The 19,963-nt window shown below is 50.0% G+C and carries 7 protein-coding genes; 1 reads left to right on the plus strand and 6 read right to left on the minus strand.

Annotation, left to right across the window (positions count from 1 at the left end; translation table 11 throughout):
- Positions 1 to 584: 584 nt before the first annotated feature.
- The 5 genes from MXE39_RS01870 to MXE39_RS01890 all read right to left on the minus strand — a co-directional run bounded on the left by MXE39_RS01870 (position 585) and on the right by MXE39_RS01890 (position 11,942).
- On the minus strand, positions 585 to 2,744 hold the full coding sequence (locus tag MXE39_RS01870; RefSeq protein ID WP_246976782.1) for a vWA domain-containing protein: 2,160 nt from the start codon (positions 2,742 to 2,744) through the stop codon (positions 585 to 587).
- 154 nt (positions 2,745 to 2,898) lie between these two features.
- On the minus strand, positions 2,899 to 3,552 hold the full coding sequence (locus MXE39_RS01875; protein WP_246976780.1) for a hypothetical protein: 654 nt from the start codon (positions 3,550 to 3,552) through the stop codon (positions 2,899 to 2,901).
- 53 nt (positions 3,553 to 3,605) lie between these two features.
- Positions 3,606 to 4,727, minus strand: a complete 1,122-nt coding sequence (locus tag MXE39_RS01880) for a hypothetical protein (RefSeq protein ID WP_246976777.1) — start codon at positions 4,725 to 4,727, stop codon at positions 3,606 to 3,608.
- Positions 4,727 to 7,807, minus strand: a complete 3,081-nt coding sequence (locus tag MXE39_RS01885; RefSeq protein WP_246976774.1) for a virulence factor SrfC family protein — start codon at positions 7,805 to 7,807, stop codon at positions 4,727 to 4,729. The genes MXE39_RS01880 and MXE39_RS01885 overlap by 1 nt, the downstream gene beginning before the upstream one ends.
- A 49-nt stretch (positions 7,808 to 7,856) precedes the next feature.
- Positions 7,857 to 11,942: a virulence factor SrfB gene (locus MXE39_RS01890; protein ID WP_246976771.1), complete on the minus strand. Its 4,086-nt coding sequence runs from the start codon at positions 11,940 to 11,942 to the stop codon at positions 7,857 to 7,859.
- A 2,021-nt stretch (positions 11,943 to 13,963) separates the two neighbouring features.
- Between MXE39_RS01890 and MXE39_RS01895 the strand changes: the two genes are divergently transcribed.
- Positions 13,964 to 15,910, plus strand: coding sequence for a PC4/YdbC family ssDNA-binding protein (locus MXE39_RS01895; protein ID WP_246976768.1), 1,947 nt, complete (start codon positions 13,964 to 13,966; stop codon positions 15,908 to 15,910).
- Positions 15,911 to 16,258: 348 nt separating this feature from the next.
- On the opposite strand, the gene MXE39_RS01900 is transcribed toward MXE39_RS01895, so the two are convergent.
- On the minus strand, positions 16,259 to 19,504 hold the full coding sequence (locus MXE39_RS01900) for a suppressor of fused domain protein (protein WP_246976765.1): 3,246 nt from the start codon (positions 19,502 to 19,504) through the stop codon (positions 16,259 to 16,261).
- Positions 19,505 to 19,963 lie beyond the last annotated feature (459 nt).

Genomic DNA, 19,963 nt, shown 5'->3' on the forward strand with positions numbered 1-19,963 from the left:
ATTTGTATGAATGTATGATAGCGCAAGTGTATCAGCCTAAAAACAGATTATTCCTGGCATTTTGTCCTGCTGCTCACAATGTGAAAAAATTGAGCACAGATGCGCAATAAAGGCTGTTTTTCAACAGTTTTTTCCTCATTAATGCGCCATTTTCAGCGTTTTATTCAGTCATGATTACCCTGCTCCTGAGCTGGAAGCGCAAAGAGCCATATCAAGGTAAAGGCAGGACAGAACTGCCATCTTTGGACCAGCAGGAAAGCAGGGCCTTATTGCTGTGACTGACGACCTGAAAACGCATCTGGCAAAGCCGGGATTAAAAACCATATCCCCTATCAATCAGCAGGAAATTGGGAATTATGGCTGTGACTGCGACCTGAAAACGCATCTGGCAAAGCCGGGATTAAAAACCATACCCCCATCAATCAGCAGGAAAGGAGGGAATTATGGCTGTGACTGAGGACCTGAAAACGCATCTGGCAAAGCCGGGATTAAAAACCATACCCCCATCAATCAGCAGGGCCTGACAGAAAAATCTGTCAGGCCCTTGATTTTATGCGCCGGGCTGCTCCCGTCACGCAGTACTGTTAAGGCAGAGCCTCCAGAGGGATTGGGTAAACTTCCTCTGAGCTGTCAGCATCTTCGTTAAGGCGGATAAAGCGGTCGTTATCACCAGCACAGTGCTGAATATACTTCAGAGAGTTTTCCAGGGCGCGGACGCGCTCTTCCTGCTCCTGAGAGCCCATATTGTTCCAGTCCTCAACATTCATTGAGGCAATGGTGGACTTGTAAGGAAGCTCATCGAGCAGCTCACCCATAATGCCCATTTCACCAATGGAGGAGCTCTTTGACAGCTGTGAAGGATCACGGCCCATCTGAGCTGCCAGAGCCTGCAGCTGAGTAAACATGTCCTCACTGGAAAGCTGACCTGCAATACCGGCCTGTAGTACGCCATTTACAAGATTGTAAAGGTCGCTGAGCTGATTGCGGTTCACCAGAACTACCGGAGCACATACCTGCTTGTTATGGTCATCAACATCACGGTCATACATCCAGCCCTTTAAGAACTCAGGACTCTCAGTACCCTTGACGCGGCCAAGGTAGGCAAGCTGCATGGCCAGACCAAGTTTGCGGCTGTCTTCCTGCAGAGCATTGTTCTGCTCCTGAGTAGCCTTTTCAGGAGCTGGCTCTGCAGGCTGCTCTTCAGTTGCTGAAAGTGATGAACCGGCGGCCATCATACCCTGAGTTGCCAGCTGCACCTGATTGGTAAGAGAGCGGGACAGAGTATCAACCATGGAGCCAAATGACTCTACTGATCCTGCGTTGACTGGATAGTACAGTGGCTTGTTAAGTACCTGATTAAAGCTCAGATCCTCATACTGCTCACGAGCCTTCTTGTGGGTCTTCTTACCGGAGCTGGTCAGCAGGTGCATGGTGTAGATAGCTGCGCCATAGTGGTCAGCTTCCATACGCAGGGCAGCAGCATCAAGACCGGTGGAGCTTTCACGATCAGAACCGCCAATGGCACCGGCATCGGTAATCAGCACTATGTAACGGCCGCCGTAGTCGTTCCAGTTAACCTCCTTGAGGGCCATGTCGATACCGGCATAAGCATCTTCGTCAAACTGAGAGGAGGAAACCTTGGCCTGATCCAGGCTGGCTACCTTCTTGTTGAACTCTTCAGCTGTAGAAGCTTCACCAGGGCGCAGATACACTTTTGAGGTGTATTCAAGGCCAGGTACCTTACGGGTATCAGCACGGAAAGAGACCAGGCCGAAATGAACGCTGTCGTTAAGGCCTGCTGACTCAATGCTCTTGTAAATGCTGTTGACAGCCTTCTTGGTACGCTCAATATATGGACGCATTGAGATGGAGGAGTCAATAACAAAGACTACGGCTGACTTGAAACTTACAATGGTTGGGTCGCCCGCCTGAGCGGCCGGATCAGCTCCGGCTGCCGGCGGCTTATCCGCGCCTGCTGCAGCCGTCTTGGTACCAGCATCAGCAGCTGTGCCGCTGCCAGCAGCAGATCCCTGGGAACCGGCACTGCCGGCAGTTGAGCTGCCTGCAGTTTCTGCAGTTGTTGCACTTGCAGCATTAGCTGCCTCTTTGGCAGTAATGGAAGCAATCTCGTGCTTGTAAACCAGGGAGCCGTCCGGATACATGCTCTCAACACTGTTGAGAATAGGCAGCAGATAGAATTTCTGCTGATAGTCAACATATTCCTCAGGCTCAATGGATATCACATTATCGGCCGTTTTGGTCTTGGCTACCTGATCGTAAAGTTTCTTATAACGGGAAGCACCGTCCTCATTGTCGATAATCTGATCAAGGGCAGTTTCCTGCTCAAAAATAAGAGCACGGTTACGGTTGGCCGGATTGGTAAACATCAGGGCCAGCTGCATCTTCCATGGTACGGCACAGTCCTTTTTCATAAAGCCGGAAACAGTACCAATGGAGTCAGAGCCTACTTCATACATATTGCCCTGCTCGCCGTATACATAGTACTGGCTAAGGGCCGGTACAGTGCGGCCGGCATCAGAGGCATCGGCCTTTTCGTGCAGCAGACAGGCTGGTGTGGACAGCACACGCTGATATAAAGTGGTTTTGCCTTCCATCAGTAAAGGCTTGCGATCAGTGCTCTGAGCAGCTGCAGCCTGACCTGAGGTCACAGCCATAGCAACTGCCATGGCAAGTGCAGTCAAAGCACCGGCCTTGCGGCCAGGTGAAAAAAAGCTGTTAAACACAGTGTAATTCCTCGAAATATTGCTGCGTTCCCGGCAGCACCATACAGTTAAGCTGAGAGCGCCCGCACGCCCCTGCTCTGCCCGGAGGGCTGGCTGGGACAGCCATGGCTCCTGCAACGGGCGGGCGCTGATGGGCGTACTGTCAGCATTAAACTTACATCACCCTGTTTTCAATAATGTTCATAACAAAGAGAGCGCCACCGGCCAGCAGACCAATGACACAGAGAACCCCCACAACCATCATGATACGACTGCCTCTGACGCGGCGGCGCTCCAGCGCTTCCTCATCAAAAGCAAGGGCATGAGCACCATGGTCAGGCTCACGCCTGACCTGCTCATGGCCGGATTGTCTGTGGTCCTCTGTCTGATAACCCTCATCCATACCTTGAGTCTGGACTGCAGGCTCCCTTTTTATATTGGTGAAATAAGTGGTATTGGCCTCAGGCAGACCCCCTTCAGTCTGCCTTGCCGTCAGCACAAAACGGAGAATGTAATTATTCCTGCCTTTGATTTTGAGCACGTACTCGCCGCTGAGATCACTGGCCATGGGATTTACCACAGTGGAATCAACCTCGAACTCAAACTCGCGTATTCTCTTGCGGGCATTTTTGGCAACGATACGCAAAAAATCGTCCTCAGCTGGTGACTCCCAGAACTCAAGCGGTCTTTCATGACGATCAAGAACCAGAATATCAAGACCGTCTCTGTAGTCATCGATAACTGAATCAGGGTCGAAGTTTTCAATGACAATTTTGCCCCTGCCCGGACCAAGGTGCTTATAACGGGCAGTTGAATCAACTACAGGCATCTGTTTTCAAATCTCCAATGTACTGCACTGCACAGGAACGACAGTTTAGCCTGTTATTGGGCAATCTGCTCAAGAACTTTCTGAGCGGCCTCAGGATTGAAATTCTTGTCGCCCTTGAGACGCTCAGCCCAGTACTTATGATCGGAGTCGCTCTTGCTGATGCACTTGCTGCTGTACTGACTGGATGGATCAGAATAAACAGAATAGATGTAGGCATAATTGCCACCATCTGCAGCACGGCCTTTGGTGCGCAGCAGGCGCAGCACAATCTCGCAGCGCTCATTCTTGATGGACTGAGCAAGCAGATTCTGGAGATCGGCATCAGCAGGCTTGCTGCTAAGGCATCCTGAAATGATCTCGCTGTCGGTGCGGCCGGCCTCGCCCAGATCACATGGCTTGTACTCAGGCTTGGCGTTGAGCATGCTCCAAAGGAAATAACCGCCCACACCCAGAACAGCCAGTCCGGCTATTGCAGCTGCAGCAATGATCATCATCTTGTTGCTGCCGCCTGAGGCCGGCGCGGCAGCAGCTGCTGCGGGAGCCTGATGAGCTGCCGGAGGCTCAGGGACAGGTGAAGCTGGAGGCACTGGCGGAACTGGAGGTACCGCAGCTCCTGATGGAGCCGCTGCTGGTGCAGCGCCTGACAGGGCAGCGGCGGCTGCCGGAGCACTGGCCGGCTCACGAGTTGGCTCAGTCTTAGGACTGGACTCATGCTGCACAGGAATAACCTCTTCATCTTTTTCAAGAGGAACTGATGAGCTGGCCGTAACACAGCGATCATGGCTGCCGTTGGCTACGCCAAATTCATAAACAAACTGCTTATCAGCACCGCTTGAGTAATCCTTGCCCTTGATACGAAGGACAAACTCTTCAGAGGCTGCCCATGCCATGGGATCGATAACATCGCTCTCAAGATTAATGGTCAGAGAGCGGCGTTCCTGATGGAGGCGTTTTTTTGGAATGAAGATAAAGCCATCCTTATCAAGATTGCCTTCCTTTGGCCAGTAGCGCAGAGGCTGCTCATCTGAGGCTGCCTTACGCATAACCTTGATATAAATACCGTCATCTGGATTATTGGCATTACGCTGCAGAATAAAACCTTCTACAGTGACATTACCCTTGCCAGGCCCTTCACTCTTATAGGTTCCAACAGCCTTGGTATTTGAATCGGACATTAGGCACACCTCTCCATGGTGCTGAGAATTCTGCACAGCAGCATGTTCTCTTCAGATGAGAACTGATACTTGCTGTCCGAATGAATGTTTACATTACACATCATATAGGAAAGAACCGAGACAAAATCACTGATGAGACGGAACTCAAAATTACCGGTGCTCTCTTCAGTGAGCATTGGCAGTGCCCAGTTTTCGTCCCGTGCTACCTGCTGGCAGAAAACATCACGATCCTGCTTATAGCTTTCCATGCTGACATGCTTTTCATAAAGAACACAGCTGTTGACCGGGCCGTTGTCCCTGCCCAGAATACCGGATCTGCGGGCCTGGACAGCTGCAAACTCGGCCAGTTCCTTACGCTCCAGAGCCTTGGACTTACCCATCTTTGGAGATACTTCAGAAGCAAAGCGCTCCTTCTCCTCATCATCAGGCAGCAGATTGGTGCCCAGATAAAGGTTGAAATCGCTGATAACCATGCTCATGACATTGATGAAGAGCATCATTTCATCATCAGCGCCAATGGAAGCTGAGCTCTGGTTGTCCTTGAGCATCTGATACATATAGTATTTGATACGTACCTGCTGAGAGTTAAAGGCCTTGCCTATCTCATTGAAGATGCTGTTGAAGAGCGCAAAGACATCGTTTCTGAACTCATCTACGGTCTTGAAACGCTTTTCAGTCTCATTCCAGCAGAAAGAGAATGCCTCGCGGTACTCATCCTCATTATCAGAGAAATTCTTGAGCTCATGCTTCTCATAATTATCGCAAATGAGGTAGACCAGATTGGCCAGACGCTGATTGCCCTTACGGCACAGGCCGTTGAGATTATCAAGATAAGCACGGCTTACAGCCTGAATAAAGCCATCAATGCGGGAACCGGAACCGCCGGCGTCGCGGTAGCACTTCTCCATGGTGCCCCATGCAAGCTCAAGCAGCGAGCGCATATGGCCAAAGCAAGGGTAAATGAGATTACATTGCATCAGACCAAGAGCTACCTTGCGGCTTTCTGCAGCTGCCTTTTCCATAGCCTCGGCGCCTTCTCTTCTGGCAAAGAGGGACAGACGGGAAATTACATTCTGCAGATCTGTTTTGACTTCGTCAGCTTTCATCTCAGTACGCTTCTTCTGATCAAGAGCATTGCTCTTTATGGAATCAGCAATTAATGCGGCGCCGCCGTTATTGACCTCAAGGAAATTGTCTACAACTTTATTAATCTTGTCCTCACCAATGGCATTGACGAAGTCCTTACATTCCAGAATGCTGTTTTTGATTGTTTCGATCTTGTCTACATCGTTATCAGCAATCTTAAGTTCGGTCTTACCATCCTCGGCAAACTCAAACCAGGCATTGAACTCCTTGCCAATGCGTGGCTTACGCACCAGGAAGACGCGGTTGAAGCACTTGCCTGAATCCCAGTTGAGGAACCAGGAACTCATCTTGAGGAAGTCCAGAGTCTTGCTGGTAGCATCGGTAATGGTTACAGGTACACCATTTCTGATATTGGTCAACTGGTTAATAAGATAGGCATCAAATCTGGTACAGGCTACAGTCAGAGGGTTGTAGTTGAAGTTGTGGCGCAGCTCAGCTGTAGCGCCCACATTCTTGTCAACCCAGCTGTTCATAATAGGATTGAGCTCGTTGACCTCCTGCTGTTTGTCAGCGGAAATACACAGCAGCAGCTGATCCATTTCCCTTTTATTGGAGTAGCGGTCAAACAGATAGGCTACCTTGCCACGGCGTAAAAACTCAAAAGCAGTCTTGGCACCTGACTCATCGGCTGAATTGTAGTCATCAATGAAAGGCCTGCACTTCTCTTCAATCGCTTTCAAAGAAAGCTTCTGACGACTTCTGGCACCAGGCAGATCAAGAATATCAAAGGCATCCAGTTTGCTGTTGCCCTCCAGAATAAACACCATCTCGTAGGAAAGAGAGCCCAGCAGATAGGTATTTACTCCAACCTGCTTTACCACAGTACGGTCAGTCGCATCATCACCGACAGCGCCATTGCGCGGTGAAGCCAGAGCGCAGATCATAGGATCTTCATTCTTGAAGATCATATTGAGCTTGGTTACGTCAATAATGGTGCCGCCAGAGCGCTGCTCCCATACACCCTCCGCGTTCTGTGTTATGCAGCTTTCACGAGGAGCATAGACACAGGTATGGCCCTCAAAGGTAAGCAGAGTGGAGGCCAGCTTCCTGAAAGTCTCATTAAACAGATATGAGTTGTTCCAAAGAATGCCCAGGGCTTTGACACGGCCCTCCAGATTCATAAATGGCAGCATATCACGCAGCAGCTCCCAGAACTCCTGCATATCATCCCAGCCATCAATCTTGCCACCTGAGTTGTCCTTTACATAATCAGCCAGATTGACCACGTCATCAGGGCTGATGTAGTTAAACTCTGATGCTCCGTTAACATTGACCTCACGGCCTGCCAGAACATCAAAGGAGTTGATGGCAGAAAGATTCATAACCTGACCACCGGCACCGGCAGTCTCAAGCTCTTTGAGAGCTTCTGCCGGATAGCTGCGGTAAAGCTCACGTGCCTTCTGGTCTACATAAGAGCTCAGACCTCTGAGGTGATTGACATAGATTGAGCGATCAGTAGCAAGGCGGATCTCAGACGGGTTAAAGTCACTGTAGAAAGAGTTGACCAGTATCATGGCCAGTTCAATCTCTTTAAAGACCTTGAGCTTGACCGGAAAGCCTGCCGGACAGTCAGACTTGCCACGGGTGAGTCGGGTTACCAGGCCGGTAGCCTCAGTACCGCCACCAGGAGGATTGACATGGGTAATGAAGTTAATTTCCTGGTTATCCCAGTGGGTCAGCAGCTGACCGTTCTCATCGGCTGCCATGGCGGAAATAAGATGACTCTTACCGGCCTGAGAAGGACCGAAAACAGCTACAGTTGAGTTAGGATTGATATTAAATGAATTGTTTTCGGCAGATTCAGCTGCACGTGCCAGATCTGCAATGAGCTCCGGAGCCAGGTCATTTAAATCAGACTCCAAACCTCTGTTGCGATCAAGCCATACTCCGGCCATTTGAGCAGCGTAAGCTGCATTAATCAGTTCCTTTTGCATTATTCTTTATTCCTGCAAAGGCCCGCGCACAGCGGCGGGCCGGATGAAATTACAGCTTGTTAACTGCGCGTGTACCTGAAATTGAGATGGTTCCAGTGTTCATAAAGAAATCAGGAGCATCGTTTTCAACGGTCCAGAGCATTAACTTAAAGTAATCTTTGTAGTCGCGACCGTCTGACAGCAGCTCTACTGACTCAATATCAAAGGTATCCACATAGTGAATGGTACGCCTGTTGTTGAGAGTTCTGATGAAGTGCAGAGGGTAAGGACTGTTCTCACCGCCAATGCACTTGATCCTGGCCTTAAGTCCATCTCGTCCGGACTGCAGCTTAGGATTAAGTTCCGCAATAGTCTCAGCAACATCATCACGTACATACTTGATATTTTCCTCAAGAGCACTGTCAAGAATGTCCATGAGATCATACTCAAGCATCTCAGCCTCATTTCCTGCCTGAGTACGTAAAGAAGTACCACGCTCCAGGGCTTCTCGCTCGACCACTGCAGTAACCTTTTCAGCAATAAGGCTATTATACTTGTCATTCGCAGCCTGATACTGCAGTTGTATAGCCTTTTGTTCAGCCGCTGCCTTTTCAGTATCGAAGCGCTCCTGCTCCTTCTTACTGACACCACCAAATAAGCCTTTCTTAGCCTCAGCAGGCGCAGTATAGAACTTGCTCCAGTCACCTACTTCCTGCAGACAGTCCTCCCAAAGAGCCGATTTAAGCTCATTGGTACGCTGGTTTTTGAATGCCTCAACATCAGAATCAGCAACCTCAGAGGATGCGCTGTTTTTCAGCTGCTCAATCTTTGCTGCCAGCTCCAGGGCGTCATTAAGCTTCTCTTTGGCTTTTTTGCTCTCCATGTCTTTGAAAAGATCCTGAACCGAAGCGCTGTCAAGAGACTTGTACCTTAACAGACGGGCCTGCTGTACTCTGCCAACCCTGTCCGGCTCCTTAAGGAAGACCACCTTGTACAGAGGTGCAGCCTGAACCGATGGATCTGAAAGTACACGTGTACCCAGCTGTACCGGAAGCTTAAGATTAAACCCGTTCCTGGCCTCTCCTACTGCCTTGAAGCGGCTTTCGGCATCACCGGTCCCCTCAAAAACCTCCTGAGAGGACTGGTCAATGGTGTACCTGTAAAGTACTGACTCATTACGGATAAAGTTCTTGGTCATAATGCCGACATAATGAGCAGTGTTGACATTGACTGATGGGGCCGAGTTGAACCTGAAGTTAGGGAACTTGTTCAGCCCCAGCTTCATATGGCTGATCAGGGCTCCTACAGATGCAGTGGTCTTAGGGTCACCTATGAAGTTGCCATTACGGTTAAATGGATACCATTTATCGCATCTGTAAGCATGCATGTTAATAATGCGTGAGGACGGAATGTTCAACCGCTGCATAAAGAAGGTTCTGATACCAGGAATCCTGGAAGAGCGGCCGGTGAGCATCAGCAGATCAACATTGAATGCAGTAATGATCTCGCAGAACTTGTTCAGAGCACGGCAGATATCAAAACGACCACTGTCATTGCTGATAGCCCTGTTAATGGCGGCAATGTCAAAGCTCATGGTCATGTCCATGATAGAGAAGCCTTTAACAAACTCACCTACAGTGCTGTTTACAAAGCGCTCCACCTCAGGAGAAGGAAGCTCAAATGCTCCCATGCGATCCACATTTGCAGGCAGAGAGCTGTTGACCTCTTTGTCCTCCAGGAACTCACGGACAGTAGCAGTGATAACAAGCGAAGTAGCCTCAGGATCCAGATGCTCCAAATGATAGAGAATCTTGAAAGCCAGTCTGGCCAGAATCTGATGAACAAAGCGGATTCTCATCATCCTGTTCTGCTTATCCTGACCAACCAGAGCCATCATAGGCTTTTCATGGTCAATGTCAGGATTGCTTTCAAGAACCTCGGATATTCTTGGCAGAATGCAGTTTCTGATCAGATCATAAAGAATGTCGTCGCCGGCAATCTTCATTCCATCATTGTAAATTTCGCGCGGCTGGATATCCTCGCTGAACTCCTCAGCATCTTTGATAAAAGAGTAGTCCTTGACCACCAGATCGGTAGTTCCGCCACCAATATCCAGAGTGGCAAAACGGGCTGAAATCAGCTCTCTGCCATTGCGTCCTTCCTCTACCAGACGCTCACCAATTCTGTTGCCACTGACTGAGCGACGCATTGACCTAATGAAGTCCTTGCAGCGGCCCTTGAATGTTTTCTGGGTCTCATTGTAGATATAGACTACCTGGCCGGCCTCAGCCTCGTTCCAGCCCATTTCGACCTCAGGGAACTGAGGATAGATGAATCTCTGCTGTTCCTGGTCACTTTCTTCAGCTTCTGCCTTTAAGACAGCATTGCTCTTGAACTCGACACTGGCAGTTTGGTCATAACCCAGAGCCTTCCACAGCGCGCCTACAGCCTCGTAAACACAGCCACGATACAGCTCACGCTCTTCAGCGCTCATGCATGGAGGAGTAGTAAGAATGATGGACTTAAGATAGCGTGGCGACCCTGCAGCCTGCCCCCGCCCTTGGCTGGTACGCTGAGATACGGAATTCATCTGAGTAAGAGCATGCATGATGATCTCAATAATCATAAAGGTCATCATGGAGCTGTTTGAGAACCTTGACTCCATAATCTCTCTGTTGCTCAGAGTCTTGTCGTCCAGAGCAAAGACAGCCTTGCCTTCGCTGGTGAAAAAGGAGCCAATACTGCTCAGATAGGCACGTTCTCTTATCCTGTTAAGTCGGCCATCAATAGTGGCACTCTCTGTCTGATAGGAGTTGCTGTTAAATACCCAGTCAGCACTGTCATTAGGATCTGTACTCCAGATATAGCGCTTTGGTGACACCATTCCGGACATGCCCTCACTGCCCTCACGACGTGAAGCCAGATTATCAGCCTCCTTGCCCACCCGCACCATGGACGGCCAGCCGAATGCATTATTGCGTCCTGAACGTGCTGAAGTACTGTCATAGTCGAAATTGGCACGGGTAAACTCAACACGGCTGGTGAAAGGTCCTTCATAGACTTTCTCAGGGGCATTGAGATCTCTGATCTGCAGAGGGTAGGAATTGGAAAAGTCATCATCCTGAGCAGTGCTGTCAGAATTTTCCTCGACCATGATGGCGCAGGAACGGGCATTGCCAATATCAAGAACCAGAGAGACGCCAATATCCTTGGAGCGCACTACAGGTGCGCAGGCAATCTTGTTGGAGTTAATGTGAACCGGCTGAGGCTTTACCATAAGACCGATAAAGGCCAGCACATTGAGAAAATGAAGATGATGCTGCTTCTCTTTAAGCAGCTTATCAAAGCTCTTGTCATCGATTCTGGCTCTGATACGTTCTCTGTAGAGGTCTTTGAAGATTTTTTCAGACCACTCCCAGATCCAGTTATTACGTGAACTGGAAGGATCAGCTCCGCTTTGACCGGCCTCAGAGTGAGAGTAGATAAAATCTGCATATTTATCAGCACTGTATGCCATCTCAAAAGGATGACCGGCCTCAACATCCTCCTCTGTAGGAGCGAAGTAGCCAAGGGAATCATTCTCCTGGGTAGCAGTATCAAAAGCGAGCACTACGCGGTAATAACAAGGCTTGCTTGTTCTTTCATCGACACTGAAAACATAGTCACGGTCACGTGGGATATCCTTGAGGGGATCACAGACAATGTCCTCAGTTTCGAGATGATCGTACTGACTGTTACGCCTCTTGCAATCCTCAATAGCATCTTTATCAGTAACTCGTACAATACGGGCACGTACCCAGTTGGTAGGCAGGGCATCAGGACCATTTGGCTTGGTGGAGTTAACGTATGGGACAGGGAACCACAGGCCGTCATAAAGCTCAAGTGAGGTGGCCATATCCATGGTGATACGGGCGTCGTTGACTTCAACACCTTTTTCAAAAGGGTTGTACATGCCTTTATCAGAGTTCATTTCAGGAACGAGTCTGACTAAGGATGAATCTTCCCCCTCCTGAAAGTATCCCTTTTTAATGCGGTTTATAACGCTGTACTTGTCTTCTGTTTGCCAGTCGGCAATTACGTCGTAGTCAACAAATTGAATTCCCGAGTTCTGTATTAACTCGATATTGCCCTTCACAGGCACAATCTCAGGATACATATTGTTATTCCTTGTTTATTGATCTGCTCTAACAGGTTTCGGGTCAGAGCCTGCTCCCGCTATAATTCAGCATGTGTGTTATTTTTATCAGAATTAACTTAACTGTAACGCAGACTGACAGTGAACTGACTGATGCCAACGCTCACCGCACAAAGGGGCTGTCCGGCGATACAGGCACCTGCCCAGGCAGAGGACAGTGCCGCAAATACTGAACTTACGTGCAGTTGTGCATATTAACACAGTGAAATGTCCAGTCATGTCGTCAATTCTCACAAAACAGTTAAAATTCCCGCATGGCTCCATTTCAGGACAGAACAACCCGTATTTACAGTCTGCGAGAGCTCTTTGACACTGTCAAAAGTCAAGTCCGTGACCGGTGCCCGGCCCATGGTAAGGCCCCTGGTCCACCATGATGACGGCACGTATACAGACAAGTATACAGGCACGTAACACTTACCCCGGCGCTGGCACAGTATACGGATAATAATATGCATCAAATTGGTGCACATTGAATCATCCAAATAGTGCACAGCAACAGTCATTATATGAGCACATGACAGGAGGTCTTCCACAGAAACCTCAAAGTCGATTATCAAAAGCCATACTGCCTGATAGCAGAGGCTAAAGCATATAACTGACACTGCCTGATCTGTTAACCTGACAACCTGACAGCCTGTTGACCTGACGACATGTCGGCGCCCGCCCCAACCTCATCTGCCCCGCAAAAATAAACTGAAAATAAAACGGTAAAAATACACTCAAAAGCAGCCCCGATTAACCATAAGAACAAAAGGACAGTAATGAGCTGGGCAGACAGTAAGTTCAGCCTGTTCAAAACAGGCGGCTGGAGATCTGATACAACAGATTTAAGCTGCGATTACAGAACTATATTAACAGGCAATAAACAGGACTAAGACAGGCAAAACACAGGATAAAGACAGCCCAGAGACAGGATAAAGACAGGGGCTGCAGCAATTGAGATCCACTTTCTGAACAATATCGCAAATTATCCTGATCTCTGCCGGCTCACTATATGCCCATCACATATGTGCCTGTTAGCACAGATATGCTAATAGCCCCTGCCCTCTCCCTGACAGCCGGCCATCATCCCCCCATGTCCAACTCCCTGATAACGGCCAGACCCCATGGTCGACTTGCCTGCTCAAAGACAGCTACCTGCACGCATGGCAGGCTTGCCCGCTACATGACAGCTGCATGTATGGCAGGATTGCCTGCTCCTTTACAGTGCCTGACCTCACAGCCAGCCTGCACCCTCATAGACTGCGCCTGCCAGCATGGCATGCTTGCCCACTCCCTGACATTGCCTCAATCCATTGCATGAGGCACGATTCCATATCTCTACTGGCACGTATGCTTCGTCATCAGCACATGACAGTTACCATAACAAGTGAGCTGCAGCTCCCCTACCTGATATATGCCAGTACTCATAGCTTCAAGCCTGCTTTGTGAAGATTACAGCCACTGGCAGGCACACACACTCTCTCTATATCTATCTATCTATCCATCCATCCATCCATCCATCCAACGCGCCACTGTTTCATCACTCATAAGTACCTGGCAGTGGGAGCCACGGCCATAGTACCTTTATCCATTGCCAGTACCTTGCCCTTACCTCTATACCTTAAGACAGATACTGTTTACCTGAGCTCAAGCTGCCAGATAAGTGGCTCACCCCACAGTGACAGCAGCAATACTCTGACAGAAGGTCAAGGTGTTCAAGACAGCATCAGGATAAGGTAGCGCTGCTCAGTGCAGTTTTGTGCAGTGCAGCGCATGGCAGGTCAGGGCAGCCGAGCTCTGCCAGGGGAGGGTTACAGTTAAGGGCCAGATATTTTTAACCGGGAAGATTTTTGCGCATACTGAAAGCACAGCAACGGTTACGTGACTGTGACTGATGCTGCCAGGGACAGTTTCAGGTTCTGACCTGCCTGAAACTGTCATGCTCTGATTAGCAGACAGACATGTGGTGTACTGACGGTACCCATCCCGAGGAAAATACTATGGCAAACCTTAACTCCAGCATACAGGTATACGACCTTGACCGTGACCCTCATCAGGCTGTGCTTGAGGCTGTGGCAGCCGCTGTCGGTACAGAGATGGCTGACAGGACTGCAATTTCTGCAGCCTCATGCCGCTCCAGTGCTGACCGTTCAGCCATGAAAGCCCCTATGGCCATGTCTACAGGTATAAGTCAGACAGCTGGCACTGCCCTGACAGCCATGGCAGCCAGGGGCGCCCCTATAGCCATGTCTACAGGTATAAGTCAGACAGCTGGCACTGCCCTGACAGCCAGGGCAGCCGGAGTCAGCCCTTGTGCTGGAGTATACGGGGACTGCTGCGTGGACAACACCTTCAGCGCGGACATGGCAGCTGAGATTATTGTGAATGATGATGCGGGCGATGAGACACAGATATCCTTTGGTAAGGATGCTGACATGGGCATGACAAGTAGTGCTTATATGGAAACTGCCGCCTCAGTAACAGCTGGGGGACCATTGGGCAGTTGCGGCGGAGCGGCTGCTAAGCATGCTCAGTCATTACAGGGCATGCAGGAATGTGCCTGCCCACCTCTGTTCAAGTTCGGTATGGACAGTATGGACAACCTGCACCAGCAGGCAGAGACATTGTCATCACAGCTGGGACATGACAGATATGCTCATGAGCAGGACACTTATATTTCCTGTGGCTCTCCTGAAGCGTCGTCAGGATGCAGTCCATTACACAAGTACGGCATGGAAGGCGCTGGGGGATCCAGTGGGGCAGCTCAGCAGTATGGTGACTCAGACAGCGGGCAAAATCACTATTATGCTGGCGATCAGAGAAATTATGAGCGCAATAACAGCTGGAAGGGCAGCAACAGTCAGGCTTATGGTCGCAATGGCAGCAGTGGCGGCTATGAACGTCGATATGGTAGAGGACGCAACTGGCAAGGCGCAGGACGCGGACGCAGCAATGACCGAGGCTCCTGGGGCGGACCAGGACAGAACGATCGCAATTATGAGCGCTCCGGAAACTATGGTGACAGAGAAAAGCCTGATCTTGTCTTTGAAATCGTCAAGTGCTTCGGCTTTCTTTCAGCCAATCAGAATACAGGATGGCGAAATGAGCTGTGTCTGGTCTCCTGGAACAACAATGCCCCCAAATACGATCTCAGAGTGTGGTCTGATGATCACAGTCACATGAAAAAAGGTGTAACCCTGAGGAAAAATGAGGCTGCGCGCCTGATAATGCTGCTTGAGGACGCGGTGCAATATGATCCTGAGCTGCGCCAGGAACTTGAGCACGAGCGCTCCATGATCGCAAGGTTCAGCTCAGCACATGGTGATGGCTGCGACAGTGTTATGGGGGACCAGAGCGAGGAATGCTCTGCTGCTGACAGCTCAGGCCCTGCTTTATCTGCACCAGAGGATGATGCAGCAAAGGAGGCTGCCGCTCAAAGCGCCTCAGCCATGGCCTCATCAGCTCAGTCCCAGAATACACCAGCCCAGGCTCAGAGCACATCTGCCCAGACTCAGAACACATCGGCCCTTGCTCAGAGCACATATTCCCAGGCTAATGGACCGACAGATCAGCCATCGGGCTCAGGCCTGTCTTCTGCCTTTATGACAGGTGCGGGCGCTGACAGCGGCAGCTCTCCATGGTCTTCACCATCCCCGGCTGACACCTCATCTTCAGATACCATAAGCTACATGCAGGGTATGAGCATCTCAGATGTTCAGAGCAAATTATCAAGTGGCCTGTCATCCTCCAGAACAGCATCCGGTTCTGCAGGCAATGCAGCAGGAGCATCTGGAGCAAAGCAGGCAAACAGAAAGCCAAAATCCAGTACCAAAGACCAAAACATGGATGAAGTACCACCTGCAGGATCAGCTGACAGCTCTGCCTATGTCTCCAGCATCAACTTTGACGACAGTCAGAAGGAAGAAGAGTACGAAGAATTTTTCTAAAAGAGAACCCGGACTTGCTCAGGCCATTAGTGCATGATCAAAAAAGCGCCTTATCTCTAAGCAGAATAAGGCGCTTTCTAAAATGTATTACAACGAATTATTTATATTCACTACGACTAACCGTCCCGGCCACAGCAGTGCTCGCCCCATGGCTCACACCAGGACGACTGCAGCGGCGCTGGCCACTGCAGCGTTTGCCCCATGCCCCACACCAGGACGACAGCGGTGGCGCTGGCCACTGCAGCGGAACTTGCCACTGCAGCTTATGGAGCCGCTGCTGTACTGAGTGTGCAGCAGCTGAGGTTGCTGGCGCTGCTGCAGCGGTTGCCGCAGAGCCCTGGAGATCAGTTAGCTGCGGTATGAAGGACCACGGCGGCCACGGCGTGACTTCTTCTTTTCACCGCCAATGACCGAAGGTCTGTCCATATCAACAATGAAATCAACATCAGCCATCCTGTCAAGAAGTGCTTCAGCATCATTGTTAACCTTGTATTCCATCTCGTCAGCGTACAGAGGCATAACCTGATAGAAATTGACCTCCTCAGTATCACTGAGTTTGCACAGATGTGCACCGTCAGCAGCGCAGACCACACCAGTAAGGATGGCGGCACTGAGTTTAGTCTGTTTACAGTATGGCTCCTGATTATCAATGGTATGGCCCCAGCCCAGCCAGGTATCACAGGTGACTGGCATACGTGCCAGTACCTTGAGCAGACGGAATGGCCAGTACCAGCGCTCATTTTGCATGTCTTCGTTTTCTACTTTCCAGTCAGGAGGCAGGCAGATAACAAGCTCGGCACGCTCAAGTTTATGTTCGGCAAGCTCCTCTGGAACATCCATAGGCCTTGCCCCCATTCCCATGGTCACAATTGTGTAAAAATTGCGCTCCGGTGTCGGTTCCACAATGTACAGATCCACATGAATGTCAGGAGAGAAGATTTCATGGAAGACATTAGACGAGTCACCAAAGTATTTGTCTATGTGAGCCTCAAGAATCTTCATCTGATCAGTGTCGTATACCACTGGCACAGGAACCTTGCCGTCCTGCTCATCAGAATTTTCCCCTGGCTGCCAGTATGTATCTTCATCGATACTTCCGTCCGCCCTTACATCAAAGCCGCCACTCTTTTCCCTGTCCTCACTGAGGTAGGCAAGTCTCATTGATCCATCAATCCTTACCAGCATGATGGACAGATTCAGGCTGCCATTTTCAGGGTGCTCATAGACGTTCCAGGTACCCTTATCAAGGGAGTCCTTAAAGTTTCTGAGCCATCTTTCATCCAGATGAGAAAGAGCACCTTCACTCATACGCCACAGGATTTCAAAACGCAGGTCACCACTTGTCCATGGCATTACCCAGTCTCTGCCATCAAAACGCCAGCCGGCAGGTCTTGTCCCCATAATCTCCCAGAAACGCTTCAGGCCCTCCTCATCAGTACGGATACAGGAGATGCTGCGCTTTTTATCAATAAACTCCCTGTCCTTTTCATCCATGCTCTGCAGCTGGCTGTCTTGCTCACTGTTGATCCAGTGGAACTCCATCTTTTCTATGGAGCTGCCCTGCTCAATTTCTCTGCGCAGATCAGTAAATTCTCTGTCACCAGGTACCAGCTGCAGACCGCGCTCAACAGCTTCAAGAGCCTCATCCTTTTTACCAAAATGAGCGCGCAGCTTGCCCACCTGCAGCCATATCCATGGATAGTCAGGTTCCTCTGCCGTTCCCTCCTCAGCAATTTCCAGCGCCTTCTCCAGCTGCCCCTTAAACATGAGAGCTACAGAGTAGCGGTAGAACCAGGTACCGCATCCTGAGGCATTACAGCGGGAAAAAGGCATCCATTTGGCTACACTGCAGTAAGCCTCATAGCGGCCCATATTATTCAGGGCATATGAGTACTCAAGAGCCAGAGTAAGATCACGCTTTGCCTGTTCGTCGGTGAATCTCTCCTCATCTACGCCCTGTTTGACAAAGTCCTGAATCCAGGCTGCGGCTTTGGCAAAGTAACCGGTTGAATCATCATAAAAGCTGTGCAGCAGCTCAATATCATCCTCAGACAGCAGGGATCCGGTCTCAGGATCGACCTCAGGCTTCTCGCCCTCCTCCCAGACCCTGATGGCCTGACTGTCACCGTACCATGTCTTGACAAGGACAGTTTCCAGTCCAAGAATGACAGCGCAGTCATGGAAAGCTTCCATGGCCACATCAGAATTCCAGGCAAGAAAATCGATATACAGCCAGTACAGGCCTATGGCATGACCGGTAATGGTAAGAACGTGCTCATCTGCAAGCTCCCCAAGGGTCTTTTCAAAGCTCTCACGCAGCTTCAGGACGCGCTCAAAATCAGCATCTTTCTGTTCTTCGTCATCAGCTCCACTGCGCTGGGCCTCAGGAAGCCTGATACAGATAAATCCTGCAGTAATGCCGGCAAGACGCAGGCTCTCCACCAGGGTGACATCATTGTGCATGTAGCATGAAATAAGTTCTCCAAGATTGCTCATGCCAATCATGGTATCAAGACGCCATGGGGCCTCAGGATCCTTTTCAGGATCGGCCTTGTAAACTGAATAGCAGTTCTCCAGATATTCATCTGCATCTGCATACTCAGTACCGCCCATTCCAATAATGGTGTCCCTCACGGCATTAAGAGATACGCTGTAACCGCTCAGAGGCTCTCTGGTGCAGTTGACATCATCAAGCCAGGCAAAGCAGTTGAATTCACCCAGTGTGCCTTCCATGTATGTTGAGAGCAGGCTTTGATAAGCATCGTCATCAAGTTCATCAATACCAGCCATCTTTTCACAGTAGATGTTCAGATTAAAGCGCTTTCCATCAGGTTCAATGCTTACCTGCACGTCAGAGGCCTCAATCTGAACACCTTCGACCATCAGCTTCATGCCATCTTCAGCCGGGCGTCCCACATGAACATTCCAGTTTTTCAGCACTGACTCAGGGGCGTGATCCTTGAGGTACTTTCTTACAAACAGTATGTCCCTTCGTCCACCTGCTGAAAGATAAAGATTGCATTTGCCGTCAACTCCTGACCTTAAGAAAATATTTTCCGCAAAGACAGGGGCAAAGATCTCCTCAATCATCTCAGCCAGATCACCATGAGATGCTTCATTGCCGACAACATCACCTGAAAGCAGCTCGCGCAGGCGGGCTTCATGCTTCTCAAAATCCTGCCATACAGACACCACAGTCTCTATGAATGGTTTTCTGTCACTTGGCATGGAAATGGTGCGCATGCATGAACCGATTGCATCACCTATGTCTTCCTTGTCCTCAGTGGCAAGCTCCATGGCTTTTCTGAGAAAAGGCAGGGCACGACCCTCTCTGTCCATATAGCACAGAGCAAAGCCCATTCTGAAGTTCCAGTCCTTGTCATCCTTGAAGTAATCCTGATGCCTGATAAGAAGATCAAATGACTTTCGAATCATCTCAGTATCATCAGGCTCAGCCAGATTGTTCAGGGCACTGACCATCTCCATATCAACTTCAGGAGTACGTTCGTTCTCGTCAAGGGCCTCTACCTTATCAATAACTCGCTGATACCAGCCCTCATCATTAAGTTTGCGCAACTTTTCTGCAAGTGTCATAACAACTCCCGAATGTTTAATATTCTCAATACGCTCTGAAGTGCTTACCAGCCTCAGATCTGTATGTCATTGAGACCAAATGCACAGCCGTTCATGCCCATCAGGGCATGCGCTCCTGCCCGGCCTGCCTGTATTTACCAGCAATCATACGCCCCGCTGCCTGGTCGCCCCGAAACACCCAGGCCCTGCCAGACCATGGACTGAGCATGTCAATCCCCTGCCTCGGCCCGGGCCAGGGGCGTACCTGGCCCCAATCTGCCCGGTAAGACCAGGGGGTTAGACCAGGCAGACATCCAGCTGACCATAAAGGTTGATGCAGCACTACGATTATGGCTGTCTTATCTGCCCATTGGGGTCATTGCGCCAGCTGTATTCATTATGGCTGTCTTATCTGCCCGTTGAGGTCATCGCGCCAGCTGTATTCATTATGGCTGTCTTATCTGCACATTGAGGTCATCG

The sequence above is a fragment of the Anaerobiospirillum sp. NML120511 genome, assembly GCF_023050955.1.
In the GTDB taxonomy this organism is placed as follows: Bacteria; Pseudomonadota; Gammaproteobacteria; order Enterobacterales; family Succinivibrionaceae; genus Anaerobiospirillum.

Bases quoted from the DNA above. Each gene is read 5' to 3' on its own strand.
- MXE39_RS01875 (WP_246976780.1), bottom strand. From the start codon at position 3,552: ATGCCTGTAGTTGATTCAACTGCCCGTTATAAGCACCTTGGTCCGGGC.
- MXE39_RS01880 (WP_246976777.1), bottom strand. From the start codon at position 4,727: ATGTCCGATTCAAATACCAAGGCTGTTGGAACCTATAAGAGTGAAGGG.
- MXE39_RS01885 (WP_246976774.1), bottom strand. From the start codon at position 7,807: ATGCAAAAGGAACTGATTAATGCAGCTTACGCTGCTCAAATGGCCGGA.
- MXE39_RS01890 (WP_246976771.1), bottom strand. From the start codon at position 11,942: ATGTATCCTGAGATTGTGCCTGTGAAGGGCAATATCGAGTTAATACAG.
- MXE39_RS01895 (WP_246976768.1), top strand. From the start codon at position 13,964: ATGGCAAACCTTAACTCCAGCATACAGGTATACGACCTTGACCGTGAC.
- MXE39_RS01900 (WP_246976765.1), bottom strand. From the start codon at position 19,504: ATGACACTTGCAGAAAAGTTGCGCAAACTTAATGATGAGGGCTGGTAT.